Annotated in this window: 17 protein-coding genes; 9 read left to right on the forward strand and 8 right to left on the reverse strand. The window is 52.9% G+C overall.

What is annotated here, in order from left to right; all coding sequences use genetic code 11:
* The first annotated feature begins 10 nt into the window (after positions 1-10).
* Complete coding sequence (gene xdhC, locus ACLBVC_RS13040) at positions 11-799, forward strand: xanthine dehydrogenase accessory protein XdhC (protein WP_410149955.1); 789 nt, start codon at positions 11-13, stop codon at positions 797-799.
* 27 nt (positions 800-826) lie between these two features.
* Here xdhC and ACLBVC_RS13045 read toward each other — a convergent pair whose 3' ends face one another.
* On the reverse strand, positions 827-1,129 hold the full coding sequence (locus ACLBVC_RS13045; protein WP_152326227.1) for a helix-turn-helix domain-containing protein: 303 nt from the start codon (positions 1,127-1,129) through the stop codon (positions 827-829).
* On the reverse strand, positions 1,113-1,451 hold the full coding sequence (locus ACLBVC_RS13050; protein ID WP_410149956.1) for a type II toxin-antitoxin system RelE/ParE family toxin: 339 nt from the start codon (positions 1,449-1,451) through the stop codon (positions 1,113-1,115). The genes ACLBVC_RS13045 and ACLBVC_RS13050 overlap by 17 nt, the downstream gene beginning before the upstream one ends.
* Before the next feature lie 320 nt (positions 1,452-1,771).
* Here ACLBVC_RS13050 and ACLBVC_RS13055 point away from each other — a divergent pair, with 320 nt between their 5' ends.
* The 5 genes from ACLBVC_RS13055 to ACLBVC_RS13075 all read left to right on the forward strand — a co-directional run bounded on the left by ACLBVC_RS13055 (position 1,772) and on the right by ACLBVC_RS13075 (position 7,260).
* Positions 1,772-2,833 carry an ABC transporter ATP-binding protein gene (locus tag ACLBVC_RS13055; protein ID WP_410149957.1) on the forward strand — a complete coding sequence of 354 codons (1,062 nt, stop codon included), beginning with the start codon at positions 1,772-1,774 and terminating at the stop codon, positions 2,831-2,833.
* A gap of 51 nt (positions 2,834-2,884) precedes the next feature.
* A complete protein-coding gene (locus ACLBVC_RS13060; RefSeq protein ID WP_410149958.1) occupies positions 2,885-3,886 on the forward strand; it encodes an ABC transporter substrate-binding protein in 1,002 nt (333 codons plus the stop codon).
* Between the two features lie 19 nt (positions 3,887-3,905).
* Positions 3,906-5,639 (forward strand): ABC transporter permease, encoded by a 1,734-nt coding sequence (locus ACLBVC_RS13065; RefSeq protein ID WP_410149959.1) that lies wholly within the window; start codon positions 3,906-3,908, stop codon positions 5,637-5,639.
* 93 nt (positions 5,640-5,732) lie between these two features.
* Positions 5,733-6,326, forward strand: coding sequence for a dual specificity protein phosphatase family protein (locus ACLBVC_RS13070; protein ID WP_410149960.1), 594 nt, complete (start codon positions 5,733-5,735; stop codon positions 6,324-6,326).
* A 238-nt stretch (positions 6,327-6,564) separates the two neighbouring features.
* Positions 6,565-7,260 carry a GntR family transcriptional regulator gene (locus ACLBVC_RS13075; protein WP_410149961.1) on the forward strand — a complete coding sequence of 232 codons (696 nt, stop codon included), beginning with the start codon at positions 6,565-6,567 and terminating at the stop codon, positions 7,258-7,260.
* Positions 7,261-7,329: 69 nt separating this feature from the next.
* Here ACLBVC_RS13075 and fetB read toward each other — a convergent pair whose 3' ends face one another.
* The 4 genes from fetB to manA all read right to left on the reverse strand — a co-directional run bounded on the left by fetB (position 7,330) and on the right by manA (position 11,779).
* The gene (gene fetB, locus ACLBVC_RS13080) at positions 7,330-8,103 is read right to left on the reverse strand and encodes an iron efflux ABC transporter permease subunit FetB (protein ID WP_410149962.1); all 774 of its coding nucleotides are present in this window, start codon (positions 8,101-8,103) and stop codon (positions 7,330-7,332) included.
* A complete protein-coding gene (gene fetA / locus ACLBVC_RS13085) occupies positions 8,090-8,761 on the reverse strand; it encodes an iron efflux ABC transporter ATP-binding subunit FetA (protein WP_410149963.1) in 672 nt (223 codons plus the stop codon). The genes fetB and fetA overlap by 14 nt, the downstream gene beginning before the upstream one ends.
* A 155-nt stretch (positions 8,762-8,916) precedes the next feature.
* Positions 8,917-10,452 (reverse strand): YdgA family protein, encoded by a 1,536-nt coding sequence (locus ACLBVC_RS13090; RefSeq protein ID WP_410149964.1) that lies wholly within the window; start codon positions 10,450-10,452, stop codon positions 8,917-8,919.
* A gap of 145 nt (positions 10,453-10,597) precedes the next feature.
* On the reverse strand, positions 10,598-11,779 hold the full coding sequence (gene manA, locus ACLBVC_RS13095) for a mannose-6-phosphate isomerase (RefSeq protein WP_410149965.1): 1,182 nt from the start codon (positions 11,777-11,779) through the stop codon (positions 10,598-10,600).
* A 260-nt stretch (positions 11,780-12,039) separates the two neighbouring features.
* On the opposite strand from manA, the gene fumC reads away from it, so the two are divergent.
* Positions 12,040-13,437, forward strand: coding sequence for a class II fumarate hydratase (gene fumC / locus ACLBVC_RS13100; RefSeq protein ID WP_410149966.1), 1,398 nt, complete (start codon positions 12,040-12,042; stop codon positions 13,435-13,437).
* 69 nt (positions 13,438-13,506) lie between these two features.
* Here the strand turns inward: fumC and tus are convergent, their stop codons facing one another.
* Positions 13,507-14,442, reverse strand: coding sequence for a DNA replication terminus site-binding protein (tus, locus tag ACLBVC_RS13105; RefSeq protein WP_410149967.1), 936 nt, complete (start codon positions 14,440-14,442; stop codon positions 13,507-13,509).
* 180 nt (positions 14,443-14,622) lie between these two features.
* Here tus and ACLBVC_RS13110 point away from each other — a divergent pair, with 180 nt between their 5' ends.
* The gene (locus ACLBVC_RS13110) at positions 14,623-15,204 is read left to right on the forward strand and encodes a DNA-3-methyladenine glycosylase I (protein WP_410149968.1); all 582 of its coding nucleotides are present in this window, start codon (positions 14,623-14,625) and stop codon (positions 15,202-15,204) included.
* Positions 15,205-15,411: 207 nt separating this feature from the next.
* On the opposite strand, the gene yqfB is transcribed toward ACLBVC_RS13110, so the two are convergent.
* Positions 15,412-15,720, reverse strand: a complete 309-nt coding sequence (gene yqfB, locus ACLBVC_RS13115) for a N(4)-acetylcytidine aminohydrolase (protein WP_410150164.1) — start codon at positions 15,718-15,720, stop codon at positions 15,412-15,414.
* A 203-nt stretch (positions 15,721-15,923) separates the two neighbouring features.
* Here yqfB and ACLBVC_RS13120 point away from each other — a divergent pair, with 203 nt between their 5' ends.
* Positions 15,924-16,544 carry a class I SAM-dependent DNA methyltransferase gene (locus ACLBVC_RS13120; RefSeq protein ID WP_410149969.1) on the forward strand — a complete coding sequence of 207 codons (621 nt, stop codon included), beginning with the start codon at positions 15,924-15,926 and terminating at the stop codon, positions 16,542-16,544.
* Positions 16,545-16,901 lie beyond the last annotated feature (357 nt).

Genomic DNA, 16,901 nt, shown 5'->3' on the forward strand with positions numbered 1-16,901 from the left:
GGAGGTTTCTATGCGTACCGATGACTGGGTAACCCGTTTACATGAACTCCGGCAGCGCGGCGAGCCTTGCGTGGTGGCGACGCTGGTGGAGCAGCAAGGTTCAACGCCGCGTGATGCGGGCAGTAAAATGCTGATCACCGCCGGTGACCAGTTTTATACCCTTGGCGGCGGAAATCTGGAGTTTCAGGTCACCGGCATTGCCCGCGAAATGCTGCACCAAGGCGCGAAAACCAGCCGGTTAGAGCGTTTCTCCTTAGGCGCACGGCTCGGTCAATGCTGCGGCGGCATGGCGTCCGTTCTGCTGGAACCCCTCGGGCAACCTCAGCCGCATGTGGTGGTGTATGGCGCCGGACACGTCGGCCGCGCGCTGGTGAACATACTCAGTACATTGCCATGCCGCATAACCTGGGTGGATGCGCGCGCCAGTGAATTTCCTGTTCACGTTGACCCGCAGATTACCTGCGTGGTGGATGACGAGCCGGAAGGCACCGTGGCGCAAATGCCCGCGGGAAGTTATTTCATGGTTTTGACCCACGATCATCAGCTGGATTTTGCCCTCAGCGAAAAGATTCTGAAACGCGGTGATTTCCTCTACTTCGGGCTGATTGGTTCTGAGACGAAGCGCAAACGTTTTGATTATCGTTTATCCGGCAAGGGGATTTCTGGCGAGCAACTGATGAGAATGCGTTGCCCTGTTGGTCTGCCGGATGTGCGAGGTAAACTCCCCGCTGAAATCGCAGTGGCGATAGCGGGGGAATTTATCGCGGCGTACGGGGCGCAAAATCCGGTGGTTAACTGACAGACTTAGGCCCGGACCCGCTAAAGGCTAGCCGTGCAGTTTTTTGAATTCAAAAGTGCCGCCAAGTGCGACCGCGTAACGGCTGACGGTATTAAGCGTCGGGGATGCGGCACCGTTTTCAAACCGGCTGATATTTTGTTTTTTCATGCCGGTGCGCCGCGCGATATCCTCCTGCGTCAGGGATTCCGCCAGCCTTGCTGCCTTGAGTTCGGCGACCATTTTTTTGTGCACCTGAATTGCCTCATACGCTGCGGCGAATTCAGGATCCTGCATCATCTCCTCCATAACTGCGCTGAGGGGAATGAGTTTGTTTTCATCGTAATCTTTCATATTCATCCTTTTTGATATTTTTCATACGTTGTAATGCCAGTTCTAAATCCTGATGCGGCGTTTTAGCCGTTTTCTTATGCAGAATATGCACGACATAAATGCGTCGACCCTGCATAAAAAAATAAAACGCTCTGCCCAGACCCTCCAGACTGGTTACCCGGACTTCCCGTATTCCATTTCCGAGATACCGGACCTGCGGATCCTGTAACGCGGCACCGTAGATCTCCAGCTCCTTCAAAGCATCAGCAATGCTGGCACTCAGCGTGGGAGGCAATTTGCGAAGCTCCTTCATGGCAGCGGGTAATACCGTCACGTCGTACACAATGGCGTTCCTTGCGGTGGAGTATGATTACGTTTTGTGCAAAGTGGAAGTAATCATTTATGATTATTTTTTAACGGAAACGGGGTTCACATTTTTTCCCGCGCCCGATGTGTTGTGCCATCACACCCGCGCATCCTGTCGGGTATTTGCAGGGAATTCAGAAGGACGATCTTTTCCTCCGCGATGCCTCGCAAAAAATAAACAACTGAAACATAAGACAAACCAAACCTTCTCAACCCGGTCATAAAACAGTCACAAAATCGCAGTAATTTGTTTTCTCATTGAACAGGTCATCGCCGCTTTGAGGAAAACACCGACGCATGTCTGCCATCCAGATTTCCCACCTAAGCAAATCCTTCGCCACACAACCGGTGCTTAACGATGTCTCCCTGCATATCCGGCCGGGGGAGTTTGTGGCCGTGCTGGGCCCGTCAGGTTGCGGAAAAACGACGCTCCTGCGGACCGTGGCCGGGTTTGAGCCGGTCAACAGCGGCACGATCACCGTAGGCGATCGTCTGTTTTCATCGCCTGATGTGCATGTGCAGCCGGAGAGACGTGAGCTGGGGATTGTGTTTCAGAATTACGCGTTGTGGCCGCATATGTCGGTAGAAGAGAACGTGGCGTACAGCCTGAAAGTCGTGGGAATGGACCGCAATGAACGGCGCGTCCGCACACAAGAGGCGCTGGCGCTGGTCGGGTTACGCGAATATGCGACACGGCGGCCATCGGATTTATCAGGTGGTCAGCGACAGCGGGTTGCGCTGGCGCGTTGTCTGGTCACACGCCCGGGCGTAGTGCTGCTCGATGAACCGCTGGCAAACCTGGATGTACACCTGCGGGCGGCGATGGAAGAAGAGTTCAGCCGCTTTCATCAGCACACCGGCGCGACGCTGTTGTATATCACTCATGACCAGCAGGAGGCGATGTCGCTGGCGGATCGCGTGGTGGTGATGAACGAAGGGCGTGTGATGCAGTTTGCCACGCCACAGATTCTGTACCGGGAACCGGCCAATGAAATGGTCGCCACGTTTATCGATGACGGGCGCGTCATTCCGGTGACGGATGTCCGGCCGGACGGTAACGGCCATGCGCGGGTAGCGATTTTCGGCATCCATGTCAGGTTGCGTACGGCGGTTTCACAGCTTTCAGTGCCAAAGGCGCAGGCGTGTGTTCACGCGGCGGATTTACGTTTTGCCGAGCCGGACGAAACGGGGATTCCGGCACGGGTTTCCCGACAGATTTATCGCGGCGGATACTGCCAGACAGACATCACGCCGCACGCCGCGCCGGAACTCAGATTGTCCATTCATTCTAAAAAAGAGATTCAGCCGGGTGACAATGTCACTTTTATCATCGCAGACGGCTGGGTACTTCCTCAATGATCTCTTCTCAACGCACTCATTAAAACTAGTGATTCTCAAAAGGACAGGGCTATGCACATTTCTAATACCATCAGATTGAGTTTTTGCACGCTGTCACTGGCTACCGTGCTGTTCACTTCTGCCAATGCGGCAGAAACGGCGTCGGGCAAACTGGTGATTTATACCTCTCAGGCACCGGAAATCGCACAACAGACAGTCGATGCCTTTAAAGCGGCATATCCAGACGTTCAGGTGGAATGGACGCGTAACGGCACCACGCAGCTGATGAATGTGTTGCAGACGGAAATGATGGCAGGAGATGTGAAAGCCGATGTGCTGTTGGTGGCAGATTCCATCAATCTGGGTGCGCTGAAAAAAGACGGCAAGCTGATGGCGTATCCTGATGCCCCGGTCAGCAATATCAGCCCGGATTTCTACGATAAAGATAAAACCTGGTTCGGCACAAAAATCATCGCCACGGTCATTGCGTACAACACGAAAAATGCCAAACCGGTCGACAGCTGGATGGCACTGACCGACGCACAGAATAAAGGCCAGGTGGCGGTGCCAAGCCCGTTGTATTCCGGGGCGGCGCTTTATCACCTGCATACGGCGATTAACACGCCGGATATTGGCTGGGCGTTTTATCAGAAACTGGCGGCAAACGGCATTACGCCGGAAGGCGGAAATGGCCCGGCGCTGAAAGCCGTTGCCAGCGGCATGGCAAAATATGGTGTGATTACGGATGCCGATATCATCCGTGCAAAGAAGCAAGGCTCCCCGATTGATCTGGTGTATCCGAAAGAAGGTGCGTCGTTTGTGACAGAGCCGGTAGCCATTCTCGCCGGGGCGCACAACGTGCCGGCAGCCAAAGCGTTTGTGAATTTCATGCTCTCGCCGCAGGGGCAGCAACTGGTGGCAAAACAGGGGAACCGTCCGATTGATGCCCGTGTTCCGGCACCGGAAGGGTTTGCGCCGGTGGATTCCATCAAACTGCTGACACTCGATTCTGACAAAGCGGTGGCTGACGATAAGCAGGTACGTGCGAAATTCACAGAAATCTTCGGCGGCTGATGGCTGAAGGGAAAGGCAAATGAGCGTGATGAGTGAAATTCAGCGCCGCACGGTGGCTGCGCGCAGGCGTTACTGGCCGGGCAGCGAGAAGGCGGTTCTCTGGGGGCTGACGTTGCTGATAGGCATTTTGTCGGTTGCACCTCTGGCGCGGCTGGTGTGGGCGGCAGTGGCACCGCAGGGGATCCCAGATCTCTCGCGGTTCAGCCATCTGCTGGGCACGCGACGGGTGCTGACTGCCACGCTGAATACGCTGTCGATTGCCGTTATCTCCACGTTGCTGGCGATGCTGCTTGGCACTGTGGCGGCGCTGCTTATCGCGTTAACCAATTTACGCGGCAAGCAGTCATGGGTTTTCACGTTCATCCTGCCGCTGATGATCCCTCCGCAGGTGACGGCGCTGGCGTGGGTTCAGGCGCTTTCGCCGTCCAGCCCGGTCCTGCAGTGCTTCGGTATGAGCCTGCCGCCGGGTTCGCCATCGCCGTTATATTCGATGAGCGGCATCATTATTTTGCTGGGTTTGCACAATGCGCCTCTGGTGTTTCTGATGGTGCGCGCGGGGCTGCGCCGTTTGCCCGCCGATCTGGTTGAAGCGGCGCGGGCAGGCGGAGCACAGCCGTGGCGGGTTCTGTTTACGGTAATTTTGCCGCTGGTGCGTCCGGCGATTTTTGCCGGCGCGGCGCTGTCGTTTGTGACGGCGGCGGGGAATTTCGGTATTCAGGCGATGCTGGGCATTCCAGGGCGTGTGCCTACGCTGATCACGCTGGTTTACCAGCAGCTCAATACCGCTGGCGCGTCGGCGCTGGCGGACATGGCGGTGCTGTCTTTGCTGATTGCCGCGATTACGCTGGCGGGTCTAATGCTCAGCCGGTGGCTGGGCGGGCGTCAGGATGTGCGCGTGACCGGCACGCCACGGTCTTTGCATCAGCCGCTCGGACGCTGGCGTTTGCCGGTAGAAATCACCGTCTGGCTCTGGATGATCCTGACCCTGTTGCTGCCGCTTTCCGCGCTGCTGACAACATCACTGACGCAGGGATTCGGCCAGGCGCTGACGTTCAGCAGCCTGACGCTGAGTAATTATGCCAATGCGCTGTTCGGGTATCCGGCCATCCGCCAGGCCTTTTTCACCAGTCTGGGGCTGACGCTGCTTACGGCGGTGATCCTGACTGTCGCCTCGCTGTTTCTGGCTTATTTTCTCAGCTGGCAGCGCACGCGGCTGGTGCGTGTGTTGCAGTTATCCACGGAGCTGGCTTACGCATTACCGGGGATTGTTACGGGTATTGCGGCCATTCTGTTTTTCCTTAAACCGCTGCCGCTGATCCACGTCAGTCTGTATGGCACGGTGTGGATTATTCTTGCGGCCTATCTTTCCAACTTTATGGCGCTGGTTCTGCGACCGACGATGGCAGGGTTTGCGCAGATAGAACGTTCTCTGGACGAGGCTGCACAAATTTTTGGAGCCGGTTTCCTGCGGCGTATGCGCGATATCCTGATGCCGCTGGCGGCACCTTCGGCAATGGCGGGGACGATTCTGGTGTTCCTGACGGCGCTTAATGAAATTCAGGTGTCGATTCTGCTGGTGACGTCCGGCACTCAAACGCTTGGTCCGATGATTGTGTTCCTCGACGAGGGCGGTTCTTCTACGCTCGCGGCGGCGGTGGGTTGTCTGATGATTGGTGTGGTGCTGATCCTGATGTTACTGGCGTCGCTGTTTGCACGAAGATTACCGGAAGGGGTGCTGCCGTGGAGGGTATGAATTAGCGAAGGCGGGAAAGTGCTAATCAGGCAAAGGTTTGCGGCTTTTGAATGTGTTACCGTTTCGGAACTCACTGATATCAGGAAGATGATAATGACTGATTCCCTACAAACGCGTAAACAAGCTGAACAAGAAGAAGACAGCAGACCGTTACTCATCAAACTCGTCCCGGTTGCCGGACAAAGCCACCGCTGGTTATACCTCGGCAATGGCCCGGCAGCGCAGGATGCTTATCTGTTACACCAGCACAATATTACCTCAGCGTTGAATATGGCGGTTAATCTCCAGCTCGGTGATCTGGCGCTGCCCGATGGCACCTGGCTGCGGCGAACTCAGATTGGGCTGATCGACGGGGCGGGCAATACGATGAATCATCTCCTGGCCGGTGTGCTGGCGCTGGACGGTTTACTCGGGCAGGCCAGCCCTGGGAAACGCAGTTATCCGCCGCACCGTGCGGCCAATGTGCTGATTCATTGTCGTGGCGGGCGCAGCCGTTCGGTGGCGGTGCTGGCGCTGTATCTGTATTTCACCCAGCAGGAAAAATTCCCAAAACCTGAAGCCGCGCTGACTTTTTTACGCACACTGCGCGGGTTGGATGATGGGTATCCGTGCGAGCCTTTGCTGACGCTGATTGATCAGATCGCCGAGTTGCCGCTCAAAAATGTGTTCGGTCGCATCGCGCAATAAAATTGTTGCACCTGATTGGAATGTTTCCGGAACGTCTCGCCGAATCGCCCTGATGCGAATGAGAAATGTAAGAATTTAGGGAATGCGTGCGGGAATGAGAATTATGATGAATAATACGTGCCGTTTTGTTGCGGGCTTGTGCACGAATCATCACTGGACTTCATTTACTAATGACGGGAGTTGACGGCTGGTGATAATTTGCACGAAAAAATGCCATAAAGAGGCCATCTAGCATTCCATGAGTAATCCAATTACAACCGCCAAGCAGCTGGAAGTTCAGCGCATTGTCGACGTTCTATCGAAGGCTATCGCTCAGCAGCGCCTGCGCCCTGGCACCCGCCTGGTCGAGTCGCAACTGGTTGAGGCACTCAGTGCCAACCGTAACCACGTTCAGGTTGCGTTACAGCGTCTGTCTATGCAACGCATTGTCACTATCGAACCTAACCGTGGGGCGATGGTGTCGCAGCCCACGGCAAAAGAAGCCCGTGAAGTTTTCATTGCCCGTCGCGCCATTGAACGCGCGATAGTGGAAGGAATTTGCCCGGAGTGCATTCGTCAGCATCGTCAGCGAATCCATACGCATCTGAACGGTGAGCGTGAAGCCGCCAAATCTGAAGACCGCCGTGTGATTGTGCGGGAGCTGAGCGAGTTTCACCTGATCCTAGGAGAAATTTCGGGCAACAGCGTGCTGAGCGACATTTTGTCGAATCTGATGGTGCGTAGCTCGCTGATTGTGGCGCTGTATCAGCGCGCTGACGTCTCTTCCTGTCAGTGTGATGAACATCAGGCGATTATTGATGCGCTGGAAAGTGGCGATAATGCGCTGGCTGTGCAACTGATGCAGGAACATCTGAACGAACTTGAAAGGGTTCTGGATCTGGGTGATGAAGCAGCAGGAGAAATCAATCTGCGTCAGGTGCTTTCAGATTTATAAATGCTTAAATCTTACAAGCCGGAAGAAAAATGCGCCCGCCGCGTATCCGCTGGCAGGGCGCTGTGAAGGCTACGAAGATTTCAGTGACCGCAACTGTGCGCGGTCATTGTAGAAACGTTGGTACGCCAGATAACCGGCAATAATCGTCGATAAACTGGCGGTAGCCAGCAGCATAAACGTCACCATAATCTGATATTTAATCGCTTTTACCGGATCGATTCCCGCAAAAATCAGGCCGGACATCATGCCCGGTAAACTTACGATCCCCACTGTTTTCGCCGCATCGATAGTCGGGATCATCGCCGCACGAATGCTGTCACGAATAATCTTCCCCGAGGCAATCTTAGTCGGCGCGCCCAGGCTCAGCATTTCGAGGATTTTCTGCTGATTGTCAATAAAGCGCTGATTCAGGTTGCTGTAGCACAAACCGACAGCCACCATTGCATTCCCCGCAATCATCCCTGAAATAGGGATCACCTGCATTGGCAGGAATTCAATCGATCCGCTGAGGATCAGAATCGTTAACGTCAGCGCTGTGCCGACCGTAATGGCGACAAACGAAATGACAAAACCGTTATCGATATTCTTGCTACGTTTCTTCGCATTCAACGCTGCATTGACGCAGATAAACAGCACCATGAGCACGGTTAAGAGGCTGTTATTGATATCAAAAATATATTTCAGGACATAGCCGACAATGACTAACTGGACGATGGCGCGTGCGACGCTCCAGATGATGTCTTTTTCCAGCCCGAGTTTTTCTTTCTTGCTGACCAGCAGGGCGACGACCACCAGAATCAACGCCAGAGCCAGTGACTGATCGGTAATATTATGCTGATTCATGAGCCGGACTTCCTTGCGTGTGGCGGGTCAGGGTAATGACGTTTTTGGCGTGACGGATTTCATTGAGGTCATGGCTGACCCACAACACGGCCAGCTGTTTTTCGGCAACCAGGCTGGCAATAATGTCATTGATATTGATCTTATTTTCCTCGTCCAGCGCACTGGTGATTTCATCGAGCAGCAGTACATCAGGCATAAACTGCAAATTACGGAGCAGGGCGACGCGCTGTTTTTCACCTCCGGACAACTCCTGAATGCTTTTCGTCAGCATCCCTTCAGCCAGATTCACTTTGGTCAGCCAGTCACGCAGCTGTGTTTCATCGACTTTTTTATTGCGGATCTGATAAGGCAGCGCGAGGTTGTCATAGACCGTTTCGCCAAATAGCGATGGCGTCTGGAAACAGTAGGAAACTCGCTGGCGATAGGTTTCGGGTCTGATCCGGCTGATGTCTTCGCCTTTAAAATACAGTTTCCCGCCGGTCGGGTTTTGCAGTGACGCGATGATTTTCAGCAACGTGCTTTTTCCGCTGCCGGAAGGACCGGTCAGCAGGGTAAATTCACCGGGGTTCAGGGTTAATGAAACGGGCTCAAGGAGCGGAATATTATTGAGGGTGAACGAAACATCGTTCAGCCGGAGGAGGTCAGCGGGGTCAGACACGTCAGAAGATCCTTTGGTAACGGTAGGGGGGTCTTACTCCTTCCCCTCTCACGGGGGGAAGGTTGGGATGGGGTGTGGGTTAACTCAGGCCAGAAGGTGTCGTGTGTAAACCCCCCTCCCAACCTCCCCCTTCGCAGGGGGAGGAGAAAAGAATATTACTGAGCCGGAACGGATGCAGGAGCAGCAGGTGCTTCCTGTTCAGGTGTTGGTGCTGGCGCTGCTGGCCCGCCCAGAATACCGAACAGACCGGCGAATTCCTGCAACGTCATTTTCTGGCCATTCAGGTCAACCTGATTGTCCGCGTAATGGAAGCTGCTGGTGATGGTGTCATCTTTCACGGTAGTCAGTTTGAACATCTGACCCATCGCGGCCAGACCCTGAACCTGCTGCTGAGCCAGTTTCGCGGCGTCATCGGCGCTGTAGCCTTCGAGTTGCGCAACCTGCGTGGTGACCTGAGTCGCCATCGGCAGTGGAATGTTCAGTGTGGCATCGACCTTATTCACCAGCTGAGACAACATCTGATCTTGCGTCTGTGCTGGCGCTGCGGCTGGATCTTTCAAATCCAGTTGCAGGTTGAAGGTGCTTTCGCCTTTGCTGTTTTTCCAGCTCAGCGGCGCAATGCTGATGCTCGGGTTGCCTTTGAGCAGCGTCGGGAGACCGGCCAGAAGTAAATCGGCAGCCTGTTGCTGATAAACCGCCGGATCCAGTTCACTCTGACGCATCAGCAGTTCACGGGATTGATTATTGTATTTGTCGGCAAACTCTTTCAGTGCCGCGCCGTCCAGTTTATCCAGTTTCAGCGTCAGTTTGGCTGAACCGAAATCCGCGCCCTGAATTTTCAGCGCATCAATGGTGTAATCCTGCTGACCGTTGATGTTATTGCCGCTTTCAGAGAACTTGCTCACCAGCTTGAAATTGTCCAGTGAACCGGCGTCTTTGCCGTCAATGTTGACCAGAATCTGTTTCACGATCAGATTTTGATCGCCCACGCCAACCTGGAATTTCCCTTGCTGCGTATCGCTGTCCATGCTGAAACCGGCCAGCGTCACTTTCTCAAGCTGGCCCCACTGGTTTTTAGAGGTAAGCGCCACGCTGTCGGTGCTGGCTTTCAGTTTCATCGCAGTCATGTCTTTATCAACATCAACATTGATTGTACCGCCGGAGAATTGCAGCTGACTTTCGTCTTTCTGGTATGTCACCGGAATGATATCAATCGTCGAAGCGCTGGCGCCGCTGTAAGACAGACGCGTGTCCGCGGTGATCAGCGATTTACCCTTGGTGACGTCAAACAGGCCTTTCAGCGTCGGGGTGTTTTGCAGTTCAGAATGCACGGAAGCCATGCTTGGGATCAGATTGAATTTCTTCAGCTGAGCGGCAGGGAACGGGCCGTGATCGATGGTTTCGATAAAGGCAATTTCATCACCGGTTTTCAGCACACTGGTTCCGGCCGCCGCGGCAGCAACATCAGGTTGCAGGACAAGGCGCAAATTACTGCTGAACAGCCCGCGATGATAATCCTGATAGTTGACTTTCAGACCTGCTTTTGGATAAGCACTTTGCAACTGGCTGTTCGCCGCCGCAACCTGCTCATCCAGATGTTGTTCGATAAGTTTACCCGTATACCACGAGACGCCTGTCCAGGCCGCGCCAAGGACTACAATGACGCTCACAGCGACTATCGACTTCTTCATATCTCTGTTTATCCTTATGAAATATCCCGAAAATAAAAAACGCCTCACGGCGTTAATAGTCTCTTGAGTGTAGCTGAATCAACAGAAAAATCATCAAATTGGGGCCACATAGCCCCAATTTGTTTCATCTTCGTTTCATCTCACCTTATTTACTCAGGGTATTGAAGACCCGCGCAATGCGACCATTACCGCTCACGGTCACCGGCGATTCGCTGGCGGCCAGGTAACAGGACTCACCCGGCAGCAGCGTCAGCGTTTCATCTTGTTTCGTCAGCACACTCTGGCCTTCAATACAGAAGACGATCGCGGCACTGTCCTGTTCCAGCGTTTGCGGTTCAGCGGCAATCTCATGAATTGAGAAGGCAAAATCTTCGACAGGAATAGGGAAGTTGAGTTCCGCGCCTTTTTGCACCGGCGTGGTCAGCAGTTCACCGGCAGGTTTGGCGTTGAATTTCAGGTTTGCCAGCAGCTCTGGGATATCGATGTATTTCGGGGTCAGACCGGCGCGCAGCACGTTGTCTGAGTTCGCCATCACTTCAAGCGACACGCCTTTCAGGTAAGCGTGCGGCGTTTCGGCGTACAGAAACATGCCTTCACCCGGTTGCAGGGTGATCACGTTGAGCAACAGCGGAGAGAAGAGGCCGGAATCGTCCGGATAGAATTCAGAAATATTGCGCACGGTATCCCACGGCTCGCCGTGTTGTTCACGGAGCACGGATTTCAGCACGTCCAGCGCACGGGATTTATCTTCACCTTCCAGACTCAGCAGGCCGGCGAAAAGGGCGCGCAGATGATCGACGTCAGGATAATTCAGGAAGCTGGCAATCAGCTGATGCGCACCGGCAACGGGTTGCAGCAGGGAAACGATATCACGCAGTTCACGGAAACCGTTCATGGCCTGGAAAGGCGTCAGGGCGTAAACCAGCTCAGGTTTATGGTTCGGATCTTTATAGTTACGCTCTGCGGCGTCCAGTGGAATGCCCGCTGCATTTTCTTTCGCAAAACCAATTTCGGCAGCACCTTTGCTCGGGTGAACCTGAATCGAAAGCGGCTGGTCGGCACACAGGACTTTAAACAGGAAAGGCAATTCGCCGAAACGTTTGGCGACTTTTTTACCCAACTGGCCATCAAGGTCAGCGCTGATTTGATCACGCAGGGAAAGGGTCTGGCCTTCGGCATTATCAACCTGAGAACTGCTTTTCGGGTGAGCACCCATCCACAGTTCAGCCATCGGACGGCCTTGCGGGTCGGTGATCCCATAGAGTTTAGTCAGCGCGTCTTTACTGCCCCAGGCGTAATTTTGTACACCGTTATGCATCTTTTGCATTGCTTCATCCTGAATAGAAAAGTTCTGGGCATAGTAAACAATGACAAAGCGGGCTTTACAACTAAGATGCCCCAAAAAGTGCGGTTAGGGCGAAAACTCAGAATCGGGATCGATTCGAATTATACGTCTGCCTTATATGACACTATAATCGATGCATCGTCAGTGAATGCGTGGGACCGCATCCGGCACTTAAAAACCTGCAAAAAACCATAATTATCATTCGAACTTATGATTCGAAAAACCAAGCTAAGGAGACTGTAATGGCAGCGACTCGCATTGAAAAAGACTCAATGGGGCCTATCGAAGTTCCGGCAGATAAGCTTTGGGGCGCACAGACACAACGTTCGCTTGAACACTTTCGTATTTCCTCGGAAAAAATGCCGGTGGCTCTGATCCATGCGCTGGCACAAACAAAACGTGCAGCGGCCAGTGTGAATATCGATCTGGGTTTATTACCCGCCGAACGCGGTAATGCCATCATTACGGCGGCAGATGAAGTGCTGGCCGACAAACACACCACAGAATTCCCACTTTCAATCTGGCAGACCGGCTCGGGCACCCAGACCAACATGAACATGAACGAAGTGCTGGCCAACCGGGCAAGTGAAATCCTCGGCGGTGAGCGCGGCGAAGGGCGCAAAGTTCATCCGAACGATGACGTGAATAAAAGCCAAAGCTCGAACGATGTCTTCCCGACTGCCATGCACGTGGCGGCGGTGACTGAACTGCGCGAAAAGCTGATCCCTGAACTGAACGTGTTGCACAACACCCTTCAGGCTAAGGCCGAAGCGTTTCGCGATATCGTCAAAATTGGCCGTACACATCTCCAGGATGCCACGCCGCTCACGCTGGGTCAGGAGATTTCCGGCTGGGTGGCGATGCTGGAGCATAACCTGAAGCATATTGAAAACAGCATTCCGCATATCGCCGAACTGGCGCTGGGCGGCACCGCGGTCGGTACCGGCCTGAATACGCATCCGGAATATGCCGTGCGCGTGGCGAAAGCGCTGGCCGAACTGACCGGTCAACCGTTTGTAACGTCACCGAATAAATTTGAGGCGCTGGCCACCTGCGATGCGCTGGTTCACGGGCATGGCGCCCTGAAAGGCCTGGCCGCGTCGCTGATGAAAATTGCCAATGATGTGCGCTGGTTGTCATCCGGTCCGCGTTGCGGCATCGGCGAGATTTCCATTCCGGAAAACGAACCGGGCAGCTCCATCATGCCGGGTAAAGTGAACCCGACGCAGTGCGAAGCAATGACCATGCTGTGCGCGCAAGTGCTGGGTAATGATGTGGCAGTGAATATCGGCGGCGCTTCCGGTAACTTCGAACTGAACGTGTTCCGTCCGCTGGTGATCCACAATTTCCTGCAATCCGTTCGTCTGCTGGCTGACGGGCTGCGCGGCTTTAACGAGCATTGCGCAGTGGGCATCGAACCTAACCGTGACCGTATTTCGCAGTTGCTGAACGAATCGCTGATGCTGGTGACCGCGCTGAATACGCATATCGGTTACGACAAAGCGGCAGAAATTGCCAAAAAAGCGCATCACGAAGGCCTGACGCTGAAAGGCTCAGCCCTGAAACTCGGTTATCTGACGGAAGCACAGTTTGATGAGTGGGTGCGTCCGGAAGACATGGTTGGCAGCATGAAGCGCTGATCGTTTCCGGTTAAATGTGAGAACGCAAAATGAGGTCCGGATTTCCGGACCTTTTTTATATGCCGCGCTTTATAACGGATAGTCGGTATATAGATGAAGACGTTTGATCAGCAGGCTGAGTGGTTGTGATTTCGGCTTATATTTGTGTTTCACCGACGCCGCATCGTAATCCTGCAATTCGCCGAGTTTTGGTACCTGCATTACCGGCGTGCGCAGACACAGTGCAATCAGCGGCAGCGGGCAGGGATGTTGTACCTGCTTCTGGCTGTTTCGGTACCACACGCGAGCAATTGGTTGGACTTTCACCGGACGTTTAAATTTCAGCGCCGCATGCTCAGGCAGGCGCTTAACGTCGTTCATCTCGCGGTTTATATTTTCCATCCACTGTTCGCGAGTGTACGGCGAAACAGCGCGACCTGCATTCAGGCTCTTTTCCAGCTGAGCAAGGACTTCATCGCGCGTGACGTTTTTGATGATGTGTTTGTTAGCCCAGCCAAACCGCACGGAATCCGGATCATTCAGAAAATTGACCGAGCGGTAAGCGTTCAGCGTAATCAGCCCGCGCAGGTGAGTATGAACAAATTCAAAGCGCTGTTCGCGGGCGAGACCAGATTCAACGGTGACAATATTCTCCAGCTCGGCTTTTAATTTATTCACTTCTTCTATCAGCAGCAGGGCGGACTGATGCTCAGCTTCGTCGACCGCATAACACAACACGCCGGGCAGACGAACGGCGGATTTACTGCTCACATTCTCATTATTATGATGGATAAACAGACGCTGAAAATGCTGTAACGCCAGCTGCTGCGCGGCTACACCGGTAAAAGGGGTGACCTGAATTTTATCCGCGGGATTATGTTCTTCGCCCTTGGCAATCTCCGGCAAGACAAACACTCTTGCCTGCAATAACTCCAGCTGATTCAGGAAATTCCCGAGATCGTGCAAAGCCAGTTCCAGTTCGTTAAAACAACCGTTCATCCGGGCAATTAAATCATAATCTGCCATAAACCCTCCAGTTAGTTACAACATACAGTCTATGACATAATCCAAAACCATGCACACCTGACCTGCGGTTTTTTTATCAATACCGGAATTTTAATGCTGTTAATTAGGGAAAAAAGGCGGCGGTTTAAACCTGCGCGGCTTTATCGTAAGCTTGTTCATCACATCGCCAGAAGGGCTGCCATGAACTCTGAATTTCCTGATGATTTACAGCGATGCCCGTGGGGTGATAATGACCCGATGATGCGCGATTACCACGATCGCGAATGGGGAAAACCTGTTCGCGACAGCCGTGCCTTATGGGAAAAGCTGATGCTGGATGGTTTCCAGGCGGGTTTGTCATGGCGGATCGTACTGAAAAAACGCGATGCTTTACGGCAGGCATTTTACCATTTTGACCCGCAAAAAGTGGCTGAATTTACTGAAGAAGATATCGAAAGGTTAGTGAATGACGCCGCCATTATTCGTTCGCGCAGCAAGATCACCGCAGTGATTAAAAACGCCCGTGCGTACCTGGCCATGCAGGCGTCAGGCGAAGAATTTGGTGAGTGGATTTGGGCGCAAATTGGTGGAAAAGCCATTCAGCACACTGGCCCTGTACCCACGAAAGATACGCTGTCAGAACGGATTTCGAAGGACCTGAAGAAAAGGGGATTTACCTTCGTCGGCCCGACGATTGTTTATGCCTGGATGGAAGCGACGGGCCTGATCAATACGCATCATCCCGACTGTTTTCGTCGCGCTCAGGTTGCGAAAGATGCCTGAAACTTACTGAATTATAGCCACTAAATGTCGGGAGCTATGATGCTTTTGATATTGTGACGGTGTCACAGAAAGTTATCTGACAAACGCCCGCCGCAGGATATCACGCAATTGTTTCTGCTAGGTGATACGCAGATCACGCTGGCAGGGGTAAAAAGAAAAGGGCGCACCGGTGAAAATGCCGGTGCATTTTCCTGTTGTACAAAACTGTCAGACCAGCCGAAACTCGATCATAAACAGTGATTTCAGACCTGGGTAAATCTCGCTGATCACCTGTTTCAGCTCAGGTAATGTCATATTTTCCTGCACGGCATGGGCGTCATTCAGCTCGTCAAACTGTACTGGTATAACGTCGATAACCTCGATATTGCAGAAGAAAATGTTGTCTTCATAACGACTTACGCGAACACGATCGCCCGCCACAAAATCAGCATCACTCGCTTCACGGAGCGTGATCGTTTTGCGCCCGGCCATAATATCGGCCTCGAAACGACCGTAAAAAGTGATGTCTTTCATCAGATGTTATCCCTCAGCGCTACATTAAAGACCTGTCCGCACATCATACGAAGCATGCTGATAAAATCAACAAACACATTGATAAATATGATAAAAAAGTGATGAAGTATGAACAAATTAAAATCTTTCACTGACAGGCGCTGAGGTCGCGTGAGACACTCAGAATTCACGTAGCGCGATCAAATGAGGGTCAGAACGGAGTGCAAATGGACGATATTTCGGCGAAAAACATTATTTCACTGTATCAGCGGCATGCTGATATCTGGGATAAATTGCGTAAAGATCAGGGATATGAAAAGGCGTGGCTGGACTGTTTTCTGGCTCTGATCCCGTCAGAGGGCCACATTCTGGACATCGGCTGTGGAGCAGGAAAACCCATCGCAGAATATTTTATAGAACGTCATTTCTCTGTGACCGGCGTCGATGCTTCAGAACCGATGATTTCAATTTGTCGTGAACGTTTCCCGGAACAATGCTGGCAGGTTGCTGACATGCGTTTGTTATCACTGAACGTAAAGTTCGACGGTCTGATTGCCTGGGACAGTTTTTTTCATCTGACGCGTGATGACCAGCGGGCGATGTTTGCCATCTTTAAGGAACACGCAAAGCCTGGTGCAGCGTTGATGTTTACCAGCGGTCCGGGCAATGGTGAAGCAATTGGCAAATTCGAAGGAGAAGATCTGTATCATGCAAGTCTGGCTCCGGATGAATACCGCGCGCTATTTGATGCTCATGGTTTCAGGGAAGTGAAAATGGTTGCCGAAGACCCGACATGTGCAGGACATACCATCTGGCTGGCACAGTTTAAAGGCTGTGATAGTCAGTGAAGTGGTTAAAAACTGCCGGAATGAAAGGATGCAGAACTGGCAGATTTCACGGAATGACATGACGGACTAAGGCCGGATGTCCTGGGTTTCTTAGATAACAAAAGTGCGCATAATGTATATTATGTTAAATGAGGAGTCCCGTGGCGCACCCGCCGTCTCTCCTCCATCCCCCCATCCTGCGTTAAGTTCCCTTCGGGCACTTTTCTCTCGTCAGATATCAAAATCACTAAACCGGTTCTGGGTGCCTGAAGACGTGTCGAATGTCATGTCGATGTAGATTTCGTCTCTGAAAACAACCACGTCAACAATCCCTGCTAATGTGGCAGAACCAGAGCAAATAGCATTACAAGTTTCGTT

The organism is Rahnella selenatireducens (assembly GCF_046449555.1).
GTDB lineage: Bacteria > Pseudomonadota > Gammaproteobacteria > Enterobacterales > Enterobacteriaceae > Rahnella > Rahnella selenatireducens.